Source organism: Pseudotabrizicola formosa, assembly GCF_002900965.1.
GTDB lineage: Bacteria > Pseudomonadota > Alphaproteobacteria > Rhodobacterales > Rhodobacteraceae > Pseudotabrizicola > Pseudotabrizicola formosa.
Genome location: NZ_PJOM01000001.1, coordinates 351,906 through 374,838, shown reverse-complemented (window position 1 = coordinate 374,838; position 22,933 = coordinate 351,906). Strand labels below are relative to the sequence as shown.

Genomic DNA, 22,933 nt, shown 5'->3' with positions numbered 1-22,933 from the left:
GTTGGTCTTGTTATCGCAGGACGCCCGCTGCCCGCAGCGCCTCTGCCTTTTCTGCGTTGTACCACCAGAAATCGAGTTCGCCCAGAGCATAGGGTGGCAAGGTCTCGGGATGCTCATACATGTTGTAATAGGCAACCGTGTGGGCGTTCTTGTACCATTGTGGCACCCAGAAGCGTTCGGCGCGCAGAACCCGGTCCAGCGCCTGAGTGGCGGCCGTCAGGTCGTCGAGCGAGTCCGAGGCCATGACGACATCGATCAACCTGTCCACGGCGGGGCTTTTCAGGCCCATCTTGTTGAAAGCCGAGACATCCGCAGTTTCCGAGCCGTAGAATTGTTTGAGTTCGGACCCGGAAATATAGTTGGTCTGCGCATTACCGGTGATCATGTCGAAATCATAGGACGGCGGACGGGTGCGCGCCTCCATCTGGGCATTGTCGACACGGGTAAGCCTTGCATCCACGCCAAGCGCTTTCAGGTTCTCGATGAAGGGGTTCATGATGCGGTCAAAGCTGGGGCTGTCGTTGAGCATTTCGACCGACAGCACCTGCCCGGCGGCGTTGCGTCGCATGCCGTCGCTGCCCACGGTCCAGCCGGCCTCGTCCAAAAGGGCGCTGGCGCGGCGCAGGTTGCCCCGGTCCAGCTGCCGCTCGCCGGACGTTGGGGCCATGACGGCCTCGTCGCTCAGGATGGTCTCGGGCAGCAGACCCTCATCGACCAGTGGCTGGAGGATGGCGGTCTCTGCCGGGTTGGGTGTGCCGGTCGCTTCCAGCCAGGTGTTTTCCCAAAGCGAGTCGATGCGGGCATAAAGGCCGTAGAACAGGGTCGCATTCGACCATTCATAGTTGAACATCAGCCCGATGGCTTCGCGCACGCGCGGGTCCTGGAACTTTTCCCGCCGCAGATTGAACAGAAAGGCCTGTCCGGGTGCCTTTGCCCCATCGGGCAGTTCGGTCTTTATGATCTGACCATTGGCCACTTCGGGAAAGTCAAATCCCGTGGCCCATTTGATGCTGCTGGCCTCATTGCGGAAGGTGTAATTGCCCGCCTTGAAGCCCTCAAACGCGGCGTCGTAATCGGAATAATACTCGATCCGGATGGTATCAAAATTGCTCCGGCCCTTGTTCAGTGGCAGGTCTTCGCCCCAATAGTCCGGGTTGCGGACCCAAGACACCGACTTGCCGACATCAATCTGGCCCGGCACATAGGGACCGCTGCCCAGCATGGGCGTCATCGTGCTTTCTTCCAGATCGAGGGCATTCGCTTCGTAATGCGCCTTCGAGATCACCGGCAGCCCCCCCATGCTTGCGGGCAGATCGCGGTGCGGTACCCCTTCCTTGAAGGTGAAGCGGATACGGTGGGGGTCCAGCACTTCGACCGAGTCAACCTGCGTGGCCAGAACGGTACGGAAATCAGTCAGACCCTTGGCCAGAAAGGTTTCATAGGTGAACAGCACATCCTCGGCGGTCAGCGGGGTGCCGTCGGAAAAGGTCACCTCGGGGCGCAGGTTGAAGATCACCCACGACCGGTCTTCCGGATACTCCAGCGTGGCGCAGAGCAAACAATAGGAGGCGCCGATTTCATCTGCGGTGCCGGTCAGGATCGACTCATAGGGGGCGGAAGACAGGCCTGCCGCGCGGCCCTTGATCGAATAGGGGTTCATGCTGTCAAACCCGCCAAAGGCCCAGATCGAGATCTCGCCGCCCTTGGGGGCATCGGGATTGACATATGGCAGGTGAGTGAAGTCGGCCGGCAGCTGCAGTTCGCCAAAGGTGGAAATGCCATGTGACGTGATCACTCTGTCCTGCGCCCAAACCGGGGGCGTGATCACCAGCGCCGCCGCCAGCGCCGCGCCTGTGCCATATGTCTGTGCCATCTGACTTCCCCTTCTCCGTCATCACCGCTGTGTCGCGGCTTTGGTTCATTAGGGGAAGTAAAGCGCGGATTGTCGATGGCTCAAGTGGCGATTGCGTGATCAGCACAACAAATGAAAAACGGCCGCCCCTTCCGAGACGGCCGCGCTAGCAATCTGGTACAGGCCATCAGCCCGGGATCGGCCCGTTCAGTTGGTGGTGGCCAGATAGGCGATCAGATTGGCGCGTTCATCCGGGCGGGGCAGACCGGCGAAAGCCATTTTTGTTCCCGGAGCATAGTTGCGTGGGCTGAGCAGGAACGCGTCAAGATTTTCCGGCGTCCAGGCTTCTGATGCCATGCCGATCAGCGTATCGGAATAGGCATAGCCAGCCGAGGAGGCCTTGGCCTTTTCAACGATGCCGTTCAGATGCGGGCCAACGCCATCGGTTCCGTCCAGCTTGTGGCAGGCGCGACACTTTGCGAACACGGCCTCACCCGCTGCGGCATCAGCCGAGGCGTAGATGGTGGCGAAGTCCGGTGCATCTTCGGCCACTTCGGCCGGTGCGTCAGAGGCCCCCGTGTCAATGACATAGGCCTGCTCATGCCCCTCACCATGGCCGCCGCCCGTTGTATAGAGCGCACTGGCAGCCCAGCCGCCCAACAAAAACACCAGAAGCGAGCCGCAGACCGCCCCCAACACCTTGGTCATCGTCATCGTGTCGAACATGTCGCGCTTTCCCTTGGCATTCTCTTTGCAGGGCTTCTACCCGCTTCCCTATAGAGGTTTCAAGGTGTAGGTGCGCGACCTAATGCCCCTTTTTGTCCACCTTTATCTATCGGAGCCTGAAACATGACCGGTCGGATCGCATTTCAGGGCGAACTTGGTGCCTATTCGCATCAGGCCTGCCAGCAGGCCCGCCCCGGCATGGAGGTGGTTCCCTGCACCACCTTCGAGGATGTGGTCGAGGCGACCCGGTCAGGCGCAGTGGATCTGGGGATGCTTGCCGTCGAGAATTCGACCTATGGACGGGTGGCGGATGTGCACAGCCTGCTGCCGAAATCGGGGCTGCACATCGTGGACGAGGCTTTTGTGCGGGTGCATGTCAACCTGCTGGGCGTGCAGGATGCGACGCTGGCAGATGTGCGCGAAGCCCACGGCCATGTGGTGATCCTGCCGCAATGCGCGCAATTTCTGCGCAGCCATGGCATTCTGGGCCGTGTCAGTTCCGACAATGCCCGCGCCGCCCGCGAGGTGGCCGAGGCCGGGGACAAGACCCGTGCTGCCCTCGCCAGCGAGCTTGCGGCCGAGATCTACGGGCTCAAGGTCCTTGCCCCGCAGATTGAGGATCAGAAGAACAACACCACCCGCTTTCTGGTCATGAGCCGCGAGGCCGACCACAGCCGCCGCGCGGCGCAGATGATCACGACCTTCACCTTTCAGGTGCGCAACATTCCGGCGGCGCTTTACAAGGCGCTGGGTGGCTTTGCGACCAATGGGGTGAACATGACCAAGCTGGAAAGCTACATGGTCGGCGGCAGTTTCATCGCGACCGAATTCTATGCCGATATCGAAGGCCATCCCGACGACGCCAATGTGGCACTCGCGCTGGAAGAGCTGCGGTATTTCACCCATAACATCACGATCATGGGCGTCTATCCGTCTGACCGCGCGCGCGGTTGATTGCCCTCAGCCGTCGCGCAATCCGCGCGACCGCGACGCGGCAAAACGGGCCTGCAACTCGACTGAGAGCTGTTCCATCCGCGTGTTCAGCCTGGTCTGCACCCGACCTTTCGCAAGTTTCACCGACTGCAGCAAAAGCCGCGCCGCCAGTGTCAGCGGGCGGATATCGGTGTGCAGCACCATACGCGTGCGTTTGGGTGACAGCGACACCAGGTCGACCGACATGTCACCTTCGAGCATGCGGCCCTTGCCGGCGAAGGTCAGTTTCGCCTCCGGCACCTGCCCGGTCAATCGGATATCGACGGCACGGTCCTTTCCGCGAAAGCGGAAGGCCACATGCCAGCCCATCCCGACGCCGGCAGCCCGCAGCTTGTCTGTGCGGGCGACCTCGGCCCCGCGCCGCATGGCAGCACGTTCCCAAGCATCGAAATCGGACAGGGCGGCATAGACAAAGTCAATCGGTGCCTCGATGTCGGTCCTTGACGAAAAATGCATGTTGCCGTCCCTGTCTGGAAGAAAAGAGGATCTTTTCCCCGCTCGATGCGGTCTGTAATCGCCGGTTTTCGTGAATCTGAAGTCAATCCAGCCGGTCTGCAAGCCAGTTGTGAATCAGAAAATGGGCAATCGCACCCTTGCGGGCCGGCTTTATCTGCGGGTGGGTGCCGGCCATCACGGACACCATATCTTCCCGCGACACCCACAAGGCGTGCTCGAGTTCATTTGGATCAAGCGTGATGTCAGTGTCCAGCGCCTCGGCGGCGCAGCCCAGCATAAGGCTGGCAGGAAAGGGCCATGGCTGGCTGGACAGATAGCGGACGGCACCCAGACGGAGTCCCGCCTCCTCGAAGACCTCCCGCCGGACGGCCGCTTCAACCGTTTCGCCAGGTTCGACGAACCCGGCCAGACAGGAAAACATGCCGTCGGGCCAGCCCGGGCTGCGTCCCAGCAAGGCACGGTTCCCGTGGGTGACCAGCATGATCACCACCGGGTCCGTGCGCGGAAAATGCTGCGCGCCACAGGCGGGGCAGCTGCGTTGCCAACCCGCCATGACCGGCGCAGAGGCGGCACCACACACCGCACAGAAGCCATGGCTGCGATGCCATTGCAGAACCGCCTTGGCGGTGGCCACCAGCTCGGCCTCGCGCACTGTCAGGCCCAGCATGGTGGCCCGCAATTCGGCAAAGGCAAAGCTGTCGGGCAGTGCTGGGTGATGTTGCTGACTTGAGTCCAGAAAACCTGCCTGTACCGCTTCGGCACCCGCTTCGGGCTGCCAATCGGTGATGTCAGCGGCAAAACAGGGTTGGTCGCCGTCAAACCCCAGAAACACCCGCACACCGGCATGGTGCAGCACCACCGAGTTGGAGGCCACCCAGCCAAGCCCGCCTGACTGCACAAGCGGCTTGCCGCGCCAGATCGGAAGCACCCGCCCCCGCGCAAGCAAGGCGGCCTGTGCCTCTGCATCCCCGCGCAGCTCCGCCGCGCGGTTGAGGCCCGATCCGCCAAATGTCACCGTTTCTGCATGCCGCATGCCGTTCCCCCGACCAGCCCCTGCCCCTCCGGGCCTTTGCCTGTGTGCCATGACGCGGAGGGCAGGTAAATCGGGGGCGGCATGCGGGTGCGAAAAAGCACCTTGTGCGGGTGGAGGGGGCCTTAAAATGATTTTTACTACTTCCTACACTTTCCTTTAAGACATCCAATTCTAAGGTTCATACGTTAACCAAGAAACTTGGAACATAATGCCAGGATGACGACGGGCTTTACGAGTGCGATCCGTGTTGTGGATCATGAGTCCGGCGCGGCGGGTGCCACGGTGTGCCTGCGGGTTATGGCGACCAGTGATCTGCACATGCACCTGTCCGGCCATGACTATCATGCCGACGCCGCCTGCGTGCGCAAAGGTCTGTGCCTGACCGCATCACTGATCGCACAGGCCCGATGCGAGGTGGACCATTCCATTCTCCTGGACAATGGCGATTTCTTGCAGGGCAGTCCGCTTGGGGATTACGTGGCGCGGGTCGGCTTGCGGCCCCACCCCATGCTGCAAGCAATGGCCCATTTGCGATATGACGCGATCAATCTGGGGAACCACGAATTTTCGCACGGCATTCCGGCACTGGCAGCGGCCCTGGAAGACGCCCCCTTTCCGGTCCTGTCTGCGAATACCCTGCCTCGTGAACCAAACCCGGTTTCTCCGCTCATCAGGCCGTGGACGCTGCTGGAACGGCATCTGACAGATCAGAGCGGCCAGTCACATCTGGTGAAGATCGGGGTGATCGGTGTGCTGCCAATGGAAACCGAAATCTGGGACCGTCAGGCCATCGCGGGAATGGTCGGGATGCACCCGATGACCGAAGCTGTCGCCCGCTCGGTTCCGCAGGTGCAGGCAGCGGGGGCAGATGTCATCGTGGTTCTGGCCCATTGCGGCGTTAGGGCCGCAATAGATGGCAACGTGTCCCAGGATGCGGCGCTTGACCTGGCCAGGCTTGATGGCGTGGACGCGCTTGTCATGGGGCATGTCCATATGGTTTTTCCCGGCCGGGGCTTTGACGCAATGGCGGGCGTGGACGCTCAGGCCGGAACCCTGCACGGAAAGCCTGCGGTCATGCCTGGCTTTTTTGGCTCGCATCTTGGGGTGATCGATCTGGATCTGCAGCACGACGGCACGTGCTGGCGCGTGGCCCGGCACCGCGTTGAAGCGCGCCCGATTTCATCCCGGGCAGAGGACGGCACGCCGGTCGGGCTTGTGCCTCCGGATGAAGAGCTCAGCGCATTGATCCACTCTGCGCATGAGGCGACGCGGATCTGGGCGCGTGAACCGATCGGCCACACCACACGCGCCATCCACAGTTTTTTCGCGATGACGACAGATTGCCCGACGGTCCAGATCATCAACCAAGCCAAGATCGAATATGTGACCGAGCGCCTGGCGACCGGGCCCTTGGCGCATCTTCCCGTGCTCTCGGCGACGGCGCCTTTCCGGGCGGGTGGCGTGGGGGGGCCAGAGAATTACACCCATGTCCCGCCGGGAGATATCCTGCTGCGCCACGCGGCCGATCTTTACCTGCATCCCAATACCATCATGGCGTTGCGCATCACCGGGGCCGGGCTGCGCAACTGGCTGGAATGCGCAGTGCGCGGCTATCGGCAGGTGCTGCCGGGAGCAAAGGACCAGCCATTGTTCGGGTCGGACCTGCCCTCTTTTGTCTATGATACGATCAGCGGGCTGACCTATGAGATCGACCTGTCTGCCCCACCGATGGACAAGGCTATGCCGCGGATCTGTGACTTGCGCTGGCAGGGCAAGCCGCTGGATCCGTCACAGGAATTCATTCTTGCCACCAACAGCTATCGCGGGTCAGGCAATGGTGGCTATACACCGCGCGAAAATGCCCGCGTGGTGCTGGATGAACAGATCGCCAATCGGGACATTGTGATTTCCCATATCAGACGGGTGCTGGCCCGGGGTAGGACCGCCAAAGAGCCGGACGCACCGTGTTGGCGGTTCCGGCCGATGCCTGGAACCTCGGTCGTGTTCGACACCAGCCCTCTGGCCGAACCCTATCTGAGCAGCCAGCCCGACCTGACGCTCACCCCGTTGTTCCGCACTCCGGACGGGTTCTTGCGGGTACGACTGACGCTGTAGCGCGTAACGCGGCTTTCTCCTGCGGCGGCAATCTGCTACCCCCCTTTGCATCATGGGCTGCTGTGCCGGAAACAAGGGGAATGATCCGTGTTTGATGCTGTGTTCTTTGACCTTGACGGAACACTGGTCGACAGTGAGCGTCTGACCGTGCAAACCGGGGCGGCTGCCTTTGCGGCACAGGGTTACGCGGATGTCGAGGATCTGCTGCATGCTCTGGTCGGAATCGATCAGGTGACTTCGGCCGGCATGATCCTGTCACGGTTTCCAGACCTTGATCTGGATCTGCTGAACAACACCTGGCAGACGGCCTTCCTTGCGGCGCAGGCGGTGGATCTTTTGTTGAAACCGGGAGCTTCGGAGATTGTTCACGGCCTGCGGGACAGCCATGCGCTGGCACTCGTGACCTCGTCACGCCGCGACCCGGCGGAGGTGCGGCTGGTGCAGGCCGGGCTGCGCCCGGCGTTTCGGGCGGTCATCACCCGCGATGATGTCACCGCACCAAAGCCGCATCCCGAACCCTATTTGCTGGCCGCTTCCACCCTGGGCGTGGACCCTTCCCGCTGTCTGGTGTTCGAAGACAGCGAACCGGGTGCCGAAGCCGCCTTTGCCGCCGGGATGACGGTGGTTCAGGTTCCCGACTTTATCCCCGCCTCGGGCCGCTTTGCGCATCATGTGGCCCGCACTCTGGCAGACGGTGCCCGCTGGGCCGGGGTGTGGAGCTGACAGGCCGCGATCTGGGGCTTGCAAACGCCGCCCCTGTGCCCTATCTGACAGGGCGAGAGGTTGGCGCGGGCGAGCGCCTCGCCAACCCGGTCAGGTCCGGAAGGAAGCAGCCGTAACGAGCCCCGCTTGGGTCGTTGTCCAGCCTCTCACCCACCCCTACCTAGGCAGCGTTTCAAAGACTTACCCCTTTCACTCAGGGGTTTCGTGCCGCTTTTGGGCCTGGATTGAATGCCAGAACGGCGTCGATGAGGGCCTGTTACAGGCGTTTGCGCACGGATACTGTGCCCCAAGCACCCGTGCGGCTTCGCGCCTCATTTTGATGCAGATCTGCGAAGCGGGTAAAGTTCAGACTGTCTGCGGTCGCACCGCGATTGCAGAAAGCCGCAACACCCCGCGATCAGGCGTCTTCTTCCTGAAACGCCTCTTCACGGGTTTTTCGGAACGAAGGCAAGATCATCAGGCCAAGCAGGATGACGGTTGCAACCAGCATGGTCAGACTGATCGGGCGCTCGACAAAGATTGACGGGTCGCCTTGGGTGATCAGCAGCGTGCGGCGCAGGTTGGCCTCCAGCAGCGGACCGAGGACAAAGCCCAAAAGCAGGGGGCCGGGCTCGCATTTTGCCTTGCGGAACAGATAGCCCAAAAGACCAAACCCGGCAGCAAGGACCACGTCGAACACACGGTTGTTCATGCTGTAGACGCCGATGCAGCAAAACAGCAGGATTGCCGGATACAGCAGACGGTAGGGCACCGTCAGCAGCTTTACCCAGATGCCGATCAGCGGCAGGTTGATGACGACAAGCAGCAGGTTGCCGATCCACATCGAGGCGACCAATCCCCAGAAGATTTCGGGCTGGCTGGTCAGCACGGTGGGGCCGGGCGTTATTCCGTGGATCATAAAGGCACTGAGCATCATGGCCATCATGTTGTTCGACGGAATTCCAAGCGTCAGAAGTGGGATGAAGGAGGATTGCGCGGCGGCGTTGTTGGCGGATTCAGGGGCTGCCACGCCGGCGACGACGCCTGTTCCAAACTGCTCGGGATGGCGCGACATCCGCTTTTCCATCGAATAGGCACTGAACGACGCCAAGGTTGCCCCGCCACCGGGCAAAAGCCCCAAAACCGTGCCCAACCCGGTGCCGCGCAGCACTGCGGGCCATGCCTCACGAAAATCCTGACGCGTGGGCCAAAGGCGGGTCAGCTTGGCCAGCTTCACACCCTCGGATCCCGAACCCTCCAGATTGGCGATGATCTCGGAAAAACCGAAAAGCCCGATGGCGATGACGATGAAGTCGATCCCGTCGAACAACTCTATCGCCCCAAAGGTCAGCCGTGCATCGCCTGTGGCGCGGTCGGTGCCAATCATGCCCAAAAGCAGACCGATCAGGATCATGCCAATCGCTTTCAGCACCGGGCCGCTGGCCAGAATGGTTGCCGCCAGCAGACCGAACACCATGAGCGAGACATATTCAGCCGGGCCAAACTTCAGGGCAAAAACTGACAAGGTGGGGCCGGCAACCGCAAGCGCCAGCGTCGCCACCGTGCCGGCAAAAAACGAGCCAAGCGCAGCAATTGCCAGCGCCGACCCGGCCCGCCCGTTCTGTGCCATCTGGTACCCATCCAAGGCCGTCACCACGGACGATGCCTCGCCCGGAAGATTGACCAGGATTGCGGTGGTCGATCCGCCATATTGCGCACCGTAATAGATGCCTGCCAGCATGATGATCCCGGCCAGCGGCGGCAGGAAGAAGGTAATCGGCAGCAGCACGGCAATCGTCGCGGTGGGACCAATGCCGGGAAGCACACCGATCAGCGTTCCGAGCAGGGCACCGAGCAGACAAAAACCGAGGTTCATCGGCGTCATCGCCTCGGAAAATCCCAATATCAACAGGTCAATGAATGACATCCGCCCCTCCCTGGAGTCGTGACAGGATTCAGAAAGGCCAGAGCGGCACTTGCACGCCCAGCCCATAGACAAAGATCAACGCGCCAAAAGCGGTAAGACCGGCGGCGAGCAGCAGGGTCTGGCGCATTTTGCCGCCCGGATCGGCCATGGCACCTGCCAGGATCAACCACAGCGAGGCCAGCACGAAGCCGAGATAGGTAACCGCCAGGCCGAAGCCCACGATCGACAGCAGGATCACCACGACAGGCCGGATCTTGACCGGCTCGATCCTCACCAGCGGCCGACGCAAGGCAGGCAGCCCGACAGCCAAGCCGACCAGGATGAGCAGGCCGCAGATGACCCGGGGCATAAAGCCGGGACCCATCTGCGCCAGCGTGCCACCGTCCAGCGGTCGGGCCAGGAATAGCCCGAGCGCGCCGAAGCCAACGAAGATCAGCGCTGTCAGCAGATCAGGCCGGTCACCGCGTTGCGCCGCGCTCGGGCCCCGCATCACTTGTCTTCCTCGACCAGCTTGAAGATTTCCTCAAAGCGGGCAAGCCGTGCGGGCATCGCCGCCGTCCAATCGGCACCCGACTGATAGGCAAGCGGCAGGCCCTGTTTCGCGGCCACGTCAAGGAATGCCGGATCTGCCAATGCCTTTTCGACTGCGGCCGAAAGCCGGGCCCGGATCTCTTCGGGCACGTCGCACCGCGCTGCCATCCCGCGTTCGGAGGACATGATGACGTCAAATCCCTGTTCGACCGCCGTTGCCAGATCCGGGGCGAGGGTTGAGCGTTGTTCGGCGAACTGTGCCAGCACCTTGAACGATCCCGGATCGCTTGACATTGCCTCGCCGACGTTCAGGCCGATCACCTGCACATGCCCGCCCAGCAGCGCGGTCTTTGCTTCGTTCGCGCCTTCAAACGGAATGGCGGTCAGATCGATGCCAGCCGCTTTTTCCAGTTGCAGCATGGCCATGTGTTCATCAGTGCCAAGACCTGTCGTTGCAACCGAAACCGCACCGGGAGCGGCTTTGGCTTTCGCCACCAGATCGGCCAGCGAGGTGATGTCCGATCCCGCCTGCACGACGAAGGTGCCGGGATCCTCGACAACGCGGGCAATCGGGCACAGCGCCTTGGGATCATAGCCGAGCGTGCGCCCGATCTGCATTGTCAAGAACCCTGGCGTGTTCAGCGACGACACGGTGTACCCATCCGGCTCGGCCTGTGACAGCGCGGTGTAGGCGATTTCCCCCGAAGCTCCGGGCCGGTTCATCACGGCAATCGTGGCACCCAGTTCGGCCTCGATGAACGGGGCGAGGGCGCGCAGCATGATATCGGTGCCACCACCCGGGGCAAAGGCTACGACCAGTTCGATCGGGCGGTCGGCCGGCCAGTCGGCCAAGGCGGTGCCGGCCGAAAGGGCCGTAAAGACGGCGGCCAGTGCCGCAGAACGTGCAAGTTTCATGGGTTCTCCTCCTTTGCCGCCGGGCACCATGCCGCAGCGGGTCCTCCGTTCAAAGCCCTTCCGGGATTTCGCAGCCCAGTCGACGCAGCGTTGCGTCCACCCAAGACCTGTCGTTGGTGCCGGCAACGATGGCGGCCATCTGAGCGCTTTCGGCCGCCTGTTTCGCCTCAGTCTTCCTCAGGATCGCTTCGGCTTGGGCAAACGGCACAGCCAGCACACCATCCGGGTCGCCGATCATGATGTCACCCGGTTCAATCACCATCCCGCCGAAACTGATCGGCGTGTTGATCTCGCCGGGGCCATCCTTGTAGGGGCCCCGATGGGTGACACCAGCGGCATAGACTGGCAGGTTGACCTGACGAATGGCATCCAGATCGCGGATCGCACCGTTGAGCACAAAGCCAGCAACGCCGCGTTTCACGGCATAGGCCAACATCAATTCGCCCATCAACGCATTGGTCAGGTCGCCGCCCGCGTCGCAGACAATGACGTCTCCGGGACCAGCCATATCGATGGCCTTGTGCAACATCAAATTGTCGCCCGGCCGGGAGCGCACCGTCAGCGCAACGCCCGCCATGCCGCCAGACGTGTGCATCGGGCGCAACGACGGGCCACCGGCGGTCAGGCGGTTCATCGCATCCGATACATTGGCAACAGGCAGATTGGCGAAGGCCTGCACCAGTGCTGCGGGGGCTGTACGGGGCCGGGTGCAGATCCGAAATCCAAGTGACATGATCAGTCTCCAATGTGGGACAGGTGTGCGGCGGCCTTGGCCAGCAGCGCACGGTTTGCAATGCGGTCGGGGGCAACGGGCTGACCCTGCAGGATCTGAAAAATACCGCGCACCGCGTCGACGCCCACCCGGGCACCCGCTTCGCGGGTGACCCCGCCCACATGCGGCGACAGCACGATTGCAGGCTCAGCAAAGAAGGGATGATCGGCAGAGGGCGGCTCGACGGCGAAGGTATCAAGACCAGCTCCGGCAATATGGCCCGACTGGATCGCAGACAACAGGGCCGCTTCGTCGATCAGGCCGCCGCGCGCGGTGTTGATCACGTAGCTGCCCTTTGGCATCTTCGAGAGGGCCGCGGCATTCAGGATGCACCGGGTCTGATCGGTCAGCGGACAGTGCAGACTGAGAATATCTGACTGTGCAAGCAGGGCCTCGAATGTATCGAGGCGGGTGACACCCAGATCGTCGAACACCGTCTGGGGCGCAAAGGGATCATGTGCAAGAAGCTCCAGCCCCAAACCCTTGGAGATGCGGCCCGTCGCCTGCGCGATTGCCCCCATGCCCAGCAGGCCAAGGCGAGCACCGGCAAGTTCGCGCCCCAGAAATCCCGGCTTCTCCCAACGGCCCGCCCGCAGGCCGGCATCCAGCGGCAACAATCGCTTTACCGACGCCAGCAACAAGGCAATTGCATGTTCTGCGACAGAGACAGCGTTGGCACCGCTGGCCACCAGAACCGGAATCCCGCGCTCGGCCGCAGCGGCAAGGTCGATGTTGTCCACCCCGACACCATGTTTCGAGATGACGCGAAGCTGCGGTGCCGCATCCATGACGGCGGCATCAATGCGACCCATCCGCGACACGATGGCTTGCGCGCCGCTTTGTGAAAGCAACTGTGCGATTGCGGTGCTGTCGGCGTAGGGGGGGGTATGCAGGGTCTGATAGCCGAACTGAGCCACGAGCCTTGAAGCACTTGCGTCGAGATCGGGGCCGGTCACGAGAATCGTCTTGCTCATAAATGCCTCTTCAGGCTTCCCAAGGGGGAAGCGATCACCGTTCCTGGGTTTTGATTGTGCCGCGACGGCCTCCCAGCAGACGCGAACCAGATCCTCCGGCTCCTCGATAAGGGAAAGAATAGCTTCACAAAAGCGAATTAATATGCTTTTTAAGTTAAGAAAAACTGGATTTAAAATGGATACACGTCAACTGAAGACCCTGATTGCCATTTCAACCCATGGCACGTTCTCCAAAGCTGCCGACGTGGTGCACCTGACGGCCTCGGCGGTCAGCCAGCAGGTTCAGGCGTTGGAACAGGAACTGGGCATCGTGATGTTCGAGCGGTCGTCACGGCCACCCAGGCTGACGTCACAGGGCCTTCAGATCATCGAAATGGCGAAGGATATCCTGCGGCTGGAAGAGGATACAAAAGCCAGTCTCCGCGGCGACCGGATTGCCGGCACCCTGATGCTGGGATCGGTGCGCACCAGCGGTCTGAGCCTGTTGCCACGGACGATTTCACAGATGCGGATCGAATATCCTGAGGTAAAGGTCAATCTGCGGGTCGGCCTTTCCAGCCAGTTGATTGCTGATGTGGCGGGGGGGCGGCTGGATGCGGCCGTTGTCGCCGAGCACACCGGATTCACGCCAGCCTTGCGGTGGAGCCCGTTTCTGAAAGAGCCGCTGTTGATCATAGCCCCGAAAGGCATGGCAACCGCTGACCCCATAAAGATGCTGAACACCCTGCCTTTTGTCCGCTTCCGCAGCGCAGTGCCGCTGGCCAACCTGATCGACACCGAGATTTCACGGCTCGGTGTGGTGACGAATGATGTGGCCGAAATCGATACGATCGGGTCGATCGTCACCTGCGTCCGCCATGGCTTGGGCATATCGGTCGTGCCGCATGTCGCGCTGGAAGAACCGGAGGGGCGCGAGTTGACGCGACTTCCGTTCGGAAACCCGCAAGTGACGCGCCAAATTGGTATCGTGGAGCGGACCCGTTCGCCGCGCGGCGAAATCATCCGCCGGCTGCACGAAGTTCTTGCACAGCTTTGCGGCCCGCATGGCGTACCCAGGCTCGTTTCGCCGCAAGACTGACGCCATGGCGGGCGCGGGAACGGCCAGTTCGCAAAAGAGACGCGCAGGCCCCGGCAAGGTTGACCTCCAGCCCTGGCTCATCTGCTGAAAGGCGCATCCTTGGCAGCGGCGTCTCTCACCAGGGCAAGAAACGCCTTGAACCCCGCCGATGGGTTGCGCCTGCCCGGATAATACAGGCTGAATCCCGGCCGCGACGGGGTCCAGTCGTCCAGCAGGCGGACGAGGCGACCGGCACCGATGTCATCTGCCACGTCTTGTTCGATGAAGAACCCGATGCCGGCACCGTCCAGGATGGCGGTACGGGCAATGGCCGCCTCATCCAGCGTCAGGCGGCCCTGAGCCTCGATCTGAACCGTCTCGCCGCCGCGCTGGAACGACCAGCGGAACAGCGCACCGTTCGGCAGGCGCACGCGGATGCAGTGGCGCAAAGGCAGATCGGCCGGGGTCAGGGGGGTGCCATGGGTTGCAAGCCAGTCCGGCGAGGCGACCACGGCATAGCGCTGTGGCCGCCCGAGGGGCAGGGCAATCATGTCGCGCGGCACAAGATCGGCGGGGCGCAGTCCCAGATCGAACCCCTCGGCCACGATGTCGACCAGTCGCCCTTCGGTGACCAGATCCACCTGCATCTGCGGAAATCGGCGCAGGAAGGTCAGGACCAGCGGTGCGATCTCTCGCCCCGCCTGAACCGAGGCGTTGATGCGCAACAGGCCCGAGGGCGTAAGGCTTTGCGACTGCACCATCTCCATCGCGCCGCTGATCTCGGCCATGGCGGGGGCGATGCGATCAACGAAGGCGCGGCCGGCATCGCTCAAAGACACGCTGCGCGTGGTGCGGTTGAACAGGCGCACGCCAAGGGTGGCCTCCAGCCGGGCGATGGTGTGGGACAGGGCCGTGGTTGACATGCCCAGATCCAGCGCCGCCGCCCGGAACGATCCACGCCGCGCGATGGCCAGCACCGCCTCCAGTCTTGTCAGCCCGCTGTCCATTGTCCCGATTCTGTCATCATCAGATGCCGATTTATCCCGATTATCTACATGAGCGTCCAGCACTATGTTGGGTTGATCAGAATCGAAGAGGACCAACCCATGCAACTGCCCCGCCCGATCCACACCTATTTCACCGCCCTTTCGCCGCAAGAGGGCGACACCTTTGTCACCGCATTCACGCCCGACGCCGTCGTGCACGATGAGGGCCACAGCCATCGCGGACGCCAGGCGATCCGTGAATGGTGGCTTGCCTCAAAAGCAAAGTACCGCCACCAGGCAGAACCGCTGGACATGGCCGAAACTGCGGGCAAAACTGTCGTCCGGGCGACCGTCACCGGAGATTTCCCGGGCAGCCCCGCGGTGTTGACCTTCACCTTTGGCCTGTCCGGCGACCACATCTCTGATCTGGAGATCGGCTGATGTCCCCGTTCCTGACTCTGAAGGGCAAGCGCGCCCTGATCACCGGAGGCACACAAGGCGCGGGCGCGGCCACAGTGGCGCTTTTCCACGCGCTTGGCGCGCAGGTTCTGACCACGGCACGCACGCCTGTCGACCGGCCAGATGCGCTGTTTGTTGCCGCCGATCTGACCACCCCAGAGGGGTGTGACAGTGTCGCCAAGGCCGTGCAGGACCGAATGGGCGGCGCTGACATCATCGTCCACATGCTGGGTGGCTCTTCCGCGCCCGGCGGCGGCTTTGCGGCCTTGGGCGATACGGAATGGCAGGCCGAGCTGGCACTGAACCTTTTGCCTGCCGTGCGGCTGGACCGAACGCTTGTACCGGGCATGATTGCGCAGGGTGCCGGTGTGGTTGTCCATGTCACCTCCATTCAGCGCCTGCTGCCGCTGCCCGAGGCGACCACCGCCTATGCCGCCGCCAAAGCCGCACTGTCGGTCTACAGCAAGAGCCTGTCCAAGGAAGTCTCGCCCAAGGGCGTGCGCGTTGTCCGCGTGGCCCCGGGCTGGATCGAGACCGAAGCCTCGCTCCGGCTCGCCGAACGCGTGGCATCCGACGCAGGCACAGACCTCGACGGAGGGCGGCGGATCATCATGGACAGTCTTGGCGGCATCCCCATCGGTCGGCCGGCGAAACCGGATGAAATCGCGAATCTGATTGCCTTCCTCGCCTCGGATCGGGCAGCGTCCATCACCGGCACGGAATATGTGATCGATGGCGGGACGGTGCCGACAGCCTAGAAACCGCGGCGCGCGGTTGGCTGCTGCCAGCATGAAGGGCGGGATTGGCGAGCCTCGGCTGCGGCACTCCCGCGCCGTGTGACGGGCAGCTTTGGGCAAAAGTCGCTCATGACTTGCAGATCAGCGGAGGCTGACCGTATGTGAAAAAGCGTGGATCGCAGTCATCCGGTTTTTCTCATGAGGCAGCGCCGTAGGAAAACCGGCCCGGTTCGCTTGTGTCTGAAGGTCACTGCGCATGGGGCCGACCTATCAGTCGGCGCCATCTTGGTGTTGCGCCTTAACAAAGACCTCAGCCTCGGGTTTCACGCAACTTGGGCCAGAAACGCCGGTGCCTCGCCTGGCGATCTGGTGGCATCGGGCTTTGCTTCACGGTATGCGATGGTCCAGACTAACGCATTTTCTGTTTCTTGGAGGGTTTTTCATGGTTCCATATCCCACACGCCGCCTTGTTCTGGCCGCCACCCTCGCGATGGCATTTGCATCTGGTGCCGGCGTTGCCGCGATGGCGGAGGGGGCAAGCCCCTCGTCCTGGCTGATCGAGGCCGATCACGCGCGCAGCTTGCTTGGTTCGGGGGCGGTGTTGTTGGATACCCGTGGTGCCGCGCAACGCATGTTGCGGCCCCTGCCGCGCTCCACAGCGGTCGCTTGGCAGGACCTGAGCAATCCCGCCCTGCCAATCAAGGGTCAGCTTCTGGCAGATGATGCCGTTCTGACCGCGCGGTTGCAGGCTCTTGGCGTGTCTGCGGACGTACCTGTCATCGCTGTTGCAGACTCCTTGAACGGCTGGGGAGAAGATGGCCGTATCGTGTGGACCCTGCGCAGCCTTGGCCATCAGCAGGCGTATATGGTGAACGGAGGTGTTGCTGCTCTGCTTGCCGGTGGCGATCTGCCGGCAGGTGCTGCGGCGCATCGCGGTGACTTCACCATCCGCCGCACGCAGGATTTTGCGGTCACCAAAGAGCAGCTTGCCGCGTTGCTCGGGCAGCCGGATGTTGTCATCCTCGACACCCGCGAGCGGCGCGAATATGCAGGCGCAACACCTTATGGCGAAACGCGCGGCGGCCATGTGCCCGGCGCCAAGCATCTGCATTTCGCCGATCTGGTCGGTGCGGATGGCAAGGTTCTGGCAGGCGAAGCGCTTCAGTCCCGCCTGGCGGGGCTCGGTATATCCAAGACCACACAGGTGGTATCCTATTGCACGGCAGGCATCCGTTCGGGCTTTGTCACGGCAGTTTTGCAAAGCGCCGGCGTCGATGCGCGCAACTATGCCGGGTCGATGTGGGAATGGTCGGCACAGGACCCTGTCGCCTATCCGTTGACAACCGACTGAGGCCTGTAGCGGGCCGGTTGTCTGGCCCGCTTCTGCCGTCCTGCACAAAGGGAGGTCGGGTGAAAAGATAGGGCGGCAAGGATCATGATCTCCCCGCCCCTTCGATGGGTTTGTTTCTGACTGCACTCTTGTACGCTGTGTCTGACTGTCTATATCGAAGCAGTCGTTAGGAGACAGTGATGCAAGACGACCAACGCCTCAGAAAGCCCGCAATGCTGAATGGCTTGCGGCACCGTTGCCCGAATTGCGGTGAAGGGCGGCTGTTCACCAGCTATCTGAAGGTGGCCCCGGCCTGCACCGTCTGCGGCCAAAGCTTTGCCCAGCAAAAGGCCGATGACGGCCCGGCCTATTTCACCATTCTGGTGATGTGCCACATCGCCGGTTTCATGCTGCACGCCATGATTGTCTACAGTGACTTCGGCCCGATGGCGACGGCCTTGATGATCAGCGCAGTCGTGCTGGCGGGCAGTCTTGCGATGTTGCCCCGGATCAAGGGGATCATGATTGGCTGGCAATGGGCGGACCGGCTGCACGGGTTCTAAGCGAAACAACCGGGGTCTGCAGCTGGCAGCGCGCAGCCATGTGCCTTGCGTCGCGCCGGAGGCGGCAAGACTTTACCTTTGACGTCGCAGCCCAAAGACAACGGCCGCGAAAAGGTGCTGTCGGATCCACCACGGCAGCACACCGCCTGCACCCCTCGCAACAGGATTGACGGGGTTGCCTTTGCCCCGCCGGATCGTGGTATGCGGCCCGCGCATCACAGGACCGTGACACGGCAACAGCCTTGGTCCATACATAGGCCGCCGCCAAAGACCAAAGGACCGCCATGAGCCGTGAAGATCAGCCCCCAACCGGCAGCCCCACCATCCGCACCATCGCAATGCCCGCCGATACCAACCCTTCGGGCGATATTTTTGGTGGTTGGCTGATGAGCCAGATGGACCTGGCCGCGGGAAGTGTCGCCGCACTCACCTCGGGCAAGCGCAGCGCCACGGTTGCAGTGGATGCGATGATCTTTCACCGACCCGTCAAGGTGGGGGACGAGGTCTCGATCTATGCCACGCTGGTCCGGCAGGGGCGCACGTCGATGACAATCCATGTCGACACCTGGCGCCGCCCGCGCGCCAGCCCGCTGAGTGAAAAGGTGACGGAAGCAAATTTCACCTTTGTCGCGCTGGATGAGGCAGGCAGGCCCGTACCGATTGCCGCCGGAGACAATGGGCAGGCTCTTGCGGCAGAGGGTCTCTGACGGGTGCGGCGGACTCCGTCCTGTTGCCCGAACCGGCACCAGGGGCTATGACCTGTAGCAAAGCAGATGAGGCCGCATATGACCCCCCCGCCCAAGACCACAATCCCCAAGCCCGTTGTGCTGTGCATCCTTGACGGATGGGGGCTTGGCCCGGTGCGGGAATGGGATGCGCCGGCTCTGGCGAAGACGCCCAATTTTGATGCGCTCATGGCGACCTGCCCGCACGCCACACTGACCACATTCGGCCCCGATGTCGGCCTGCCAAGCGGGCAGATGGGCAATTCCGAGGTGGGGCACACCAATATCGGCGCGGGCCGGGTGGTGGCGATGGATCTGGGCGCGATTGATCTGGCGGTCGAGGATGGCAGCTTTGCCGTCAATGAGGCGCTGCTGGAGTTTGCCACCAAGGTCAAGCACGCGGGGGGCACCGCGCATCTGATGGGCGTGGCATCTGATGGCGGTGTCCATGGCCATATCAGCCACATGCTGGCTGCAGCCCGCGCGCTGACCGATCTGGGCGTGCCGGTGGCGCTTCACGCGATCACTGACGGGCGCGACGTGCCACCCTCCTCTGCGGCCGGGTTCATGGCGCAGCTGGTGACGGGCCTGCCAAAGGGCGCACAGGTGGCCACGGTGACCGGGCGTTACTGGGCGATGGACCGTGACAACCGCTGGGACCGGGTGGCACGCGCCTACGCGGCCATGGTGCATGCGAAAGGCGACCGTGTGTCAGAGGCCGAAGCCGCCGTCGCGCAATCCTATGCCAAGGGCGAGACCGATGAATTCCTCGCCCCGGCGGTCATCGGCAAATATGCCGGAGCCAAGGATGGCGACGGGCTGTTTTGCCTGAACTTCCGGGCTGACCGCGCGCGCGAAATCCTGGCTGCGATGGGGCAGCCCGGGTTTGACACCTTTGAGACAGGGCCCCGCCCCACATGGTCGGCAATGCTGGGCATGGTGGAATATTCACAGGCGCACAATGCCTATATGGCCACCGCCTTCCCCAAACGGGTGATCGTGAACTGCCTCGGCGAATGGGTGGCCGCACAGGGCAAAACCCAGTTCCGGCTGGCCGAAACCGAGAAATACCCGCATGTGACGTTCTTTCTGAACGGCGGGCGTGAAGTGCCGTTTGACGGCGAGTCCCGCTCCATGCCGCTGTCGCCCAAGGTGGCAACCTATGACCTGCAACCCCAGATGAGCGAGCCCGAAGTGGCAGATCAGCTGGTGGCCGCCATCGAGGCGGGGCATGACCTGATCGTGGTCAATTTCGCCAACCCCGACATGGTGGGCCACACAGGGGTGCTCGCGGCGGCAATCAAGGCCTGCGAGGCGGTGGATGATGGTTTGGGCCGGGCCGTTGCCGCCTTGAAGGCGCGGGGTGGCGCGATGATCGTGACAGCCGACCACGGCAATTGCGAACAGATGTGGGATCCGATCACCAATGGACCGCACACCGCCCATACGCTGAACCCAGTACCGGTGATCGTGATGGGAGCCCCTGCCGGCACGCGCTTGCGCGACGGCGGTCGGCTGGCCGATCTTGCGCCAACGGTGTTGCAGCTGATGGGCCTGCCGCAACCGCCCGAGATGACCGGAGTAAGCCTGCTGACATGATCCGCGCCGCCGCCCTTGGCCTTTTGCTGCTGACCTCCCCGGCTTTGGGGCAAGGGGTCGCCGATCAGGCGGCCAGCGCCTCGGCCAGCCTGCAAGAGGCTGTGGCGGCGCTGGAGGCCGCAACAAGCGCGCGCGACAGGGTCACCGCGCTGACCCGGACCATCGGTGCCTACGAAGACGGGCTGGCCGCCCTGCGCGAAGCCTTGCGCCAGGCCCATTTGCGCGAAACCACACTGGACCTGCAATTTCAGGCAAAGCGCGACCGCGTGGCACAACTGGTCGGCGTGCTGAGCCAGATGGAAAGCCGCCCCGGCCCACTGTTGCTGCTGCACCCCTCCGGCCCCTTGGGCACGGTGCGCTCGGGCATGATGCTAGCCGATGTGACGCCGGCCTTGCAGGCGGAAGCCGAAAGCCTGCGGGCAGAGCTGGCAGAATTGCAGGACCTGCGCGCGCTGCAACAGGCCGCCGGCGAGACTTTGGCCAGCGGACTCGCTGTCGCGCAACAGGCGCGTACGGCGCTGTCGCAGGCCATATCAGACCGCACTGAGCTGCCACTGCGCTTTACCGAAGACCCAGAAACCCTGCGCGGCCTGCTGCAAAGTGCCGATACGCTGGACGCCTTTGCTTCGGGACTCGCGCTGGACACGGGCGACGCCAGCAGTTTTGCCGACGCCAAGGGACGGTTGCCCCTGCCGGTGCTGGGCACGCTCTTGCGGCGGTCGATGGAATCCGATGCTGCCGGGGTGCGCCGCCCCGGCCTGACCTTGGCAACCCGCCCGCGCGCGCTGGTGACCACGCCCTGGCCCGCAACGATCCGCTATCTTGGCCCCTTGCTCGACTACGGAAATGTGATCGTGCTGGAGCCGGGAGGGGGCTATCTATTGATCCTCGCCGGGCTGGAAACAGTCTATGGACAGGTCGGAGAGGTTCTTGGCCCCGGGGCAGCCCTTGGGCTGATGGGCGGGGGTGAACCCGGGGTTGCCGAATTTCTGGCGGCCACGCAAGAAGGCGGTGGCGTGCAAGGCACGCAAACGCTTTATATGGAGCTGAGGCAAGGGGCAGACCCGGTCGATCCGGCCGAATGGTTCGCCGCATTGAGAGAGTAGGACGAGGCATGAAGAAATTCGTTATGGCCGCAATCGGCGGCACCGTGGCCGGGGTCGTCCTGACGACACAATTCGCGGCCCCGCTGATTGCACAGGAAAACAGCCGCAACGCCAATGTCTATGAACAGCTGGATCTGTTTGGCGACATTTTCGAGCGGGTGCGCGCCCAATATGTCGAAGAGGTCGACAGCAAAGAGTTGATCGAAGCCGCGATCAACGGAATGCTGACCTCGCTGGACCCGCATTCCAACTATCTCGCTGCTTCGGATTTTGACGACATGCAGGTGCAGACCCGCGGCGAGTTTGGCGGTCTGGGCATCGAGGTCACGCAGGAAGAGGGTTTTGTGAAAGTCGTCTCGCCGATGGATGACACCCCTGCTGACGAGGCCGGAATCGAGGCCGGCGATTACATCACGCATGTGAACGGCGAATCCGTGCTTGGTCTGCAACTTGATGCCGCCGTCGACATGATGCGCGGCCCGGTCGGGTCGGAAATCATCATCACCGTAGTGCGCGAAGGTGTGGCAGAGCCTTTCGATGTCTCGATCATCCGCGACACCATCAAACTGGTCGCCGTCCGCAACCGGGTGGTGGGTGAAACCGTGGTGTTGCGGGTGACCACCTTCAACGATCAGACATATTCGGGACTGGAAGAAAACCTGCGCACCGCCGTCGAAGAGGTCGGAGGCATGGAAAATGTGAACGGTTTCGTCATCGACCTGCGCAACAACCCCGGCGGTCTGCTGACACAGGCGATCCGGGTGTCGGACGCCTTCCTCGACAAGGGCGAAATCGTCTCGACCCGTGGCCGTGAACCGGTGGACAGCGAGCGTTTCAACGCGCAACCCGGCGATCTGGCGATGGGCAAGCCGATTGTCGTGCTGGTCAACGGCGGTTCCGCCTCGGCCTCCGAAATCGTGGCGGGTGCCTTGCAGGATCACCGCCGCGCGATTGTGGTCGGCACCAAAAGCTTTGGCAAAGGCTCGGTCCAGACCGTGATCCCGCTGCGCGGCGATGGGGCGATGCGCCTGACCACGGCGCGCTATTACACGCCCTCGGGCCGGTCTATTCAGGCGCTCGGCGTGATGCCCGACATCGTGGTCAACCAGCCACGCCGCGACCCTGAAGCCGCAGCGGCAGAAGAAGAAACCAGCGCCCTGCGCCCGCAGACGTCGGAAGCCGATCTGCGCGGGACACTGTCCAATGACTCGATGTCCGAGGACGAGCGCAGACTGCTGGAAGAAGAGCGCGCCCGCACCGAAGAAGCGGCCAACCTGCGCGATGAAGACTATCAGCTGGCCTATGCCATCGACATCCTGCGCGGCCTTGCCGCCGTGGCGCAATAAGGGCATCTCTTGGCAACCTGAAATCGGCG

Annotated in this window: 22 protein-coding genes and 1 other RNA gene; 13 read left to right on the top strand and 10 right to left on the bottom strand. The window is 62.8% G+C overall.

Annotated elements, in window-relative coordinates:
• Positions 1-10: 10 nt before the first annotated feature.
• On the bottom strand, positions 11-1,873 hold the full coding sequence (locus tag CXR43_RS01895) for an extracellular solute-binding protein (protein ID WP_103332344.1): 1,863 nt from the start codon (positions 1,871-1,873) through the stop codon (positions 11-13).
• 186 nt (positions 1,874-2,059) lie between these two features.
• Positions 2,060-2,578, bottom strand: coding sequence for a c-type cytochrome (locus CXR43_RS01890; protein ID WP_103332343.1), 519 nt, complete (start codon positions 2,576-2,578; stop codon positions 2,060-2,062).
• 123 nt (positions 2,579-2,701) lie between these two features.
• On the opposite strand from CXR43_RS01890, the gene CXR43_RS01885 reads away from it, so the two are divergent.
• Positions 2,702-3,532, top strand: coding sequence for a prephenate dehydratase (locus CXR43_RS01885; protein ID WP_103332342.1), 831 nt, complete (start codon positions 2,702-2,704; stop codon positions 3,530-3,532).
• 6 nt (positions 3,533-3,538) lie between these two features.
• Here CXR43_RS01885 and CXR43_RS01880 read toward each other — a convergent pair whose 3' ends face one another.
• On the bottom strand, positions 3,539-4,027 hold the full coding sequence (locus CXR43_RS01880) for an SRPBCC family protein (protein ID WP_103332341.1): 489 nt from the start codon (positions 4,025-4,027) through the stop codon (positions 3,539-3,541).
• A gap of 82 nt (positions 4,028-4,109) precedes the next feature.
• Complete coding sequence (gene nudC, locus CXR43_RS01875) at positions 4,110-5,060, bottom strand: NAD(+) diphosphatase (RefSeq protein WP_103332340.1); 951 nt, start codon at positions 5,058-5,060, stop codon at positions 4,110-4,112.
• Positions 5,061-5,276: 216 nt separating this feature from the next.
• On the opposite strand from nudC, the gene CXR43_RS01870 reads away from it, so the two are divergent.
• The 3 genes from CXR43_RS01870 (at position 5,277) to ffs (ending at position 8,049) form a co-directional block, all read left to right on the top strand.
• Positions 5,277-7,175, top strand: a complete 1,899-nt coding sequence (locus CXR43_RS01870) for a bifunctional 2',3'-cyclic-nucleotide 2'-phosphodiesterase/3'-nucleotidase (protein WP_103332339.1) — start codon at positions 5,277-5,279, stop codon at positions 7,173-7,175.
• Positions 7,176-7,262: 87 nt separating this feature from the next.
• Entirely contained in the window at positions 7,263-7,898 is a 636-nt protein-coding gene (locus tag CXR43_RS01865) for an HAD family hydrolase (protein ID WP_103332338.1), read from the top strand.
• 54 nt (positions 7,899-7,952) lie between these two features.
• Positions 7,953-8,049, top strand: an RNA gene (gene ffs / locus CXR43_RS01860) — signal recognition particle sRNA small type.
• Positions 8,050-8,295: 246 nt separating this feature from the next.
• Here ffs and CXR43_RS01855 read toward each other — a convergent pair.
• Genes CXR43_RS01855 through CXR43_RS01835 form a run of 5 tightly spaced genes read right to left on the bottom strand, consistent with a single transcriptional unit; the run spans position 8,296 to position 12,996 of the window.
• Entirely contained in the window at positions 8,296-9,804 is a 1,509-nt protein-coding gene (locus tag CXR43_RS01855; RefSeq protein WP_103332337.1) for a tripartite tricarboxylate transporter permease, read from the bottom strand.
• A gap of 28 nt (positions 9,805-9,832) precedes the next feature.
• Positions 9,833-10,294: a tripartite tricarboxylate transporter TctB family protein gene (locus CXR43_RS01850; protein WP_103332336.1), complete on the bottom strand. Its 462-nt coding sequence runs from the start codon at positions 10,292-10,294 to the stop codon at positions 9,833-9,835.
• Positions 10,294-11,250 carry a tripartite tricarboxylate transporter substrate binding protein gene (locus CXR43_RS01845; protein ID WP_103332761.1) on the bottom strand — a complete coding sequence of 319 codons (957 nt, stop codon included), beginning with the start codon at positions 11,248-11,250 and terminating at the stop codon, positions 10,294-10,296. Before CXR43_RS01845 ends, CXR43_RS01850 begins: the two co-directional genes overlap by 1 nt.
• Before the next feature lie 49 nt (positions 11,251-11,299).
• Positions 11,300-11,983, bottom strand: a complete 684-nt coding sequence (locus tag CXR43_RS01840) for an RraA family protein (RefSeq protein WP_210402047.1) — start codon at positions 11,981-11,983, stop codon at positions 11,300-11,302.
• A gap of 2 nt (positions 11,984-11,985) precedes the next feature.
• Entirely contained in the window at positions 11,986-12,996 is a 1,011-nt protein-coding gene (locus CXR43_RS01835; RefSeq protein WP_103332334.1) for a hydroxyacid dehydrogenase, read from the bottom strand.
• Between the two features lie 175 nt (positions 12,997-13,171).
• Here CXR43_RS01835 and CXR43_RS01830 point away from each other — a divergent pair, with 175 nt between their 5' ends.
• On the top strand, positions 13,172-14,074 hold the full coding sequence (locus CXR43_RS01830) for a LysR substrate-binding domain-containing protein (RefSeq protein WP_103332333.1): 903 nt from the start codon (positions 13,172-13,174) through the stop codon (positions 14,072-14,074).
• 77 nt (positions 14,075-14,151) lie between these two features.
• Here the strand turns inward: CXR43_RS01830 and CXR43_RS01825 are convergent, their stop codons facing one another.
• Entirely contained in the window at positions 14,152-15,060 is a 909-nt protein-coding gene (locus tag CXR43_RS01825; protein WP_103332332.1) for a LysR family transcriptional regulator, read from the bottom strand.
• Between the two features lie 99 nt (positions 15,061-15,159).
• Here CXR43_RS01825 and CXR43_RS01820 point away from each other — a divergent pair, with 99 nt between their 5' ends.
• The 8 genes from CXR43_RS01820 (at position 15,160) to CXR43_RS01785 (ending at position 22,904) form a co-directional block, all read left to right on the top strand.
• Positions 15,160-15,480 carry a nuclear transport factor 2 family protein gene (locus CXR43_RS01820; protein WP_103332760.1) on the top strand — a complete coding sequence of 107 codons (321 nt, stop codon included), beginning with the start codon at positions 15,160-15,162 and terminating at the stop codon, positions 15,478-15,480.
• On the top strand, positions 15,480-16,256 hold the full coding sequence (locus CXR43_RS01815) for an SDR family oxidoreductase (protein ID WP_103332331.1): 777 nt from the start codon (positions 15,480-15,482) through the stop codon (positions 16,254-16,256). Before CXR43_RS01820 ends, CXR43_RS01815 begins: the two co-directional genes overlap by 1 nt.
• Positions 16,257-16,677: 421 nt before the next feature.
• Positions 16,678-17,586, top strand: coding sequence for a sulfurtransferase (locus tag CXR43_RS01810; protein WP_103332330.1), 909 nt, complete (start codon positions 16,678-16,680; stop codon positions 17,584-17,586).
• 179 nt (positions 17,587-17,765) lie between these two features.
• On the top strand, positions 17,766-18,128 hold the full coding sequence (locus tag CXR43_RS01805) for a DUF983 domain-containing protein (protein ID WP_103332329.1): 363 nt from the start codon (positions 17,766-17,768) through the stop codon (positions 18,126-18,128).
• 284 nt (positions 18,129-18,412) lie between these two features.
• Entirely contained in the window at positions 18,413-18,835 is a 423-nt protein-coding gene (locus CXR43_RS01800) for an acyl-CoA thioesterase (RefSeq protein ID WP_103332328.1), read from the top strand.
• 78 nt (positions 18,836-18,913) lie between these two features.
• Entirely contained in the window at positions 18,914-20,452 is a 1,539-nt protein-coding gene (gene gpmI, locus CXR43_RS01795) for a 2,3-bisphosphoglycerate-independent phosphoglycerate mutase (RefSeq protein ID WP_103332327.1), read from the top strand.
• Positions 20,449-21,558: a murein hydrolase activator EnvC family protein gene (locus tag CXR43_RS01790; protein ID WP_103332326.1), complete on the top strand. Its 1,110-nt coding sequence runs from the start codon at positions 20,449-20,451 to the stop codon at positions 21,556-21,558. The genes gpmI and CXR43_RS01790 overlap by 4 nt, the downstream gene beginning before the upstream one ends.
• A gap of 8 nt (positions 21,559-21,566) precedes the next feature.
• Positions 21,567-22,904, top strand: a complete 1,338-nt coding sequence (locus CXR43_RS01785) for a S41 family peptidase (protein WP_103332325.1) — start codon at positions 21,567-21,569, stop codon at positions 22,902-22,904.
• Positions 22,905-22,933 lie beyond the last annotated feature (29 nt).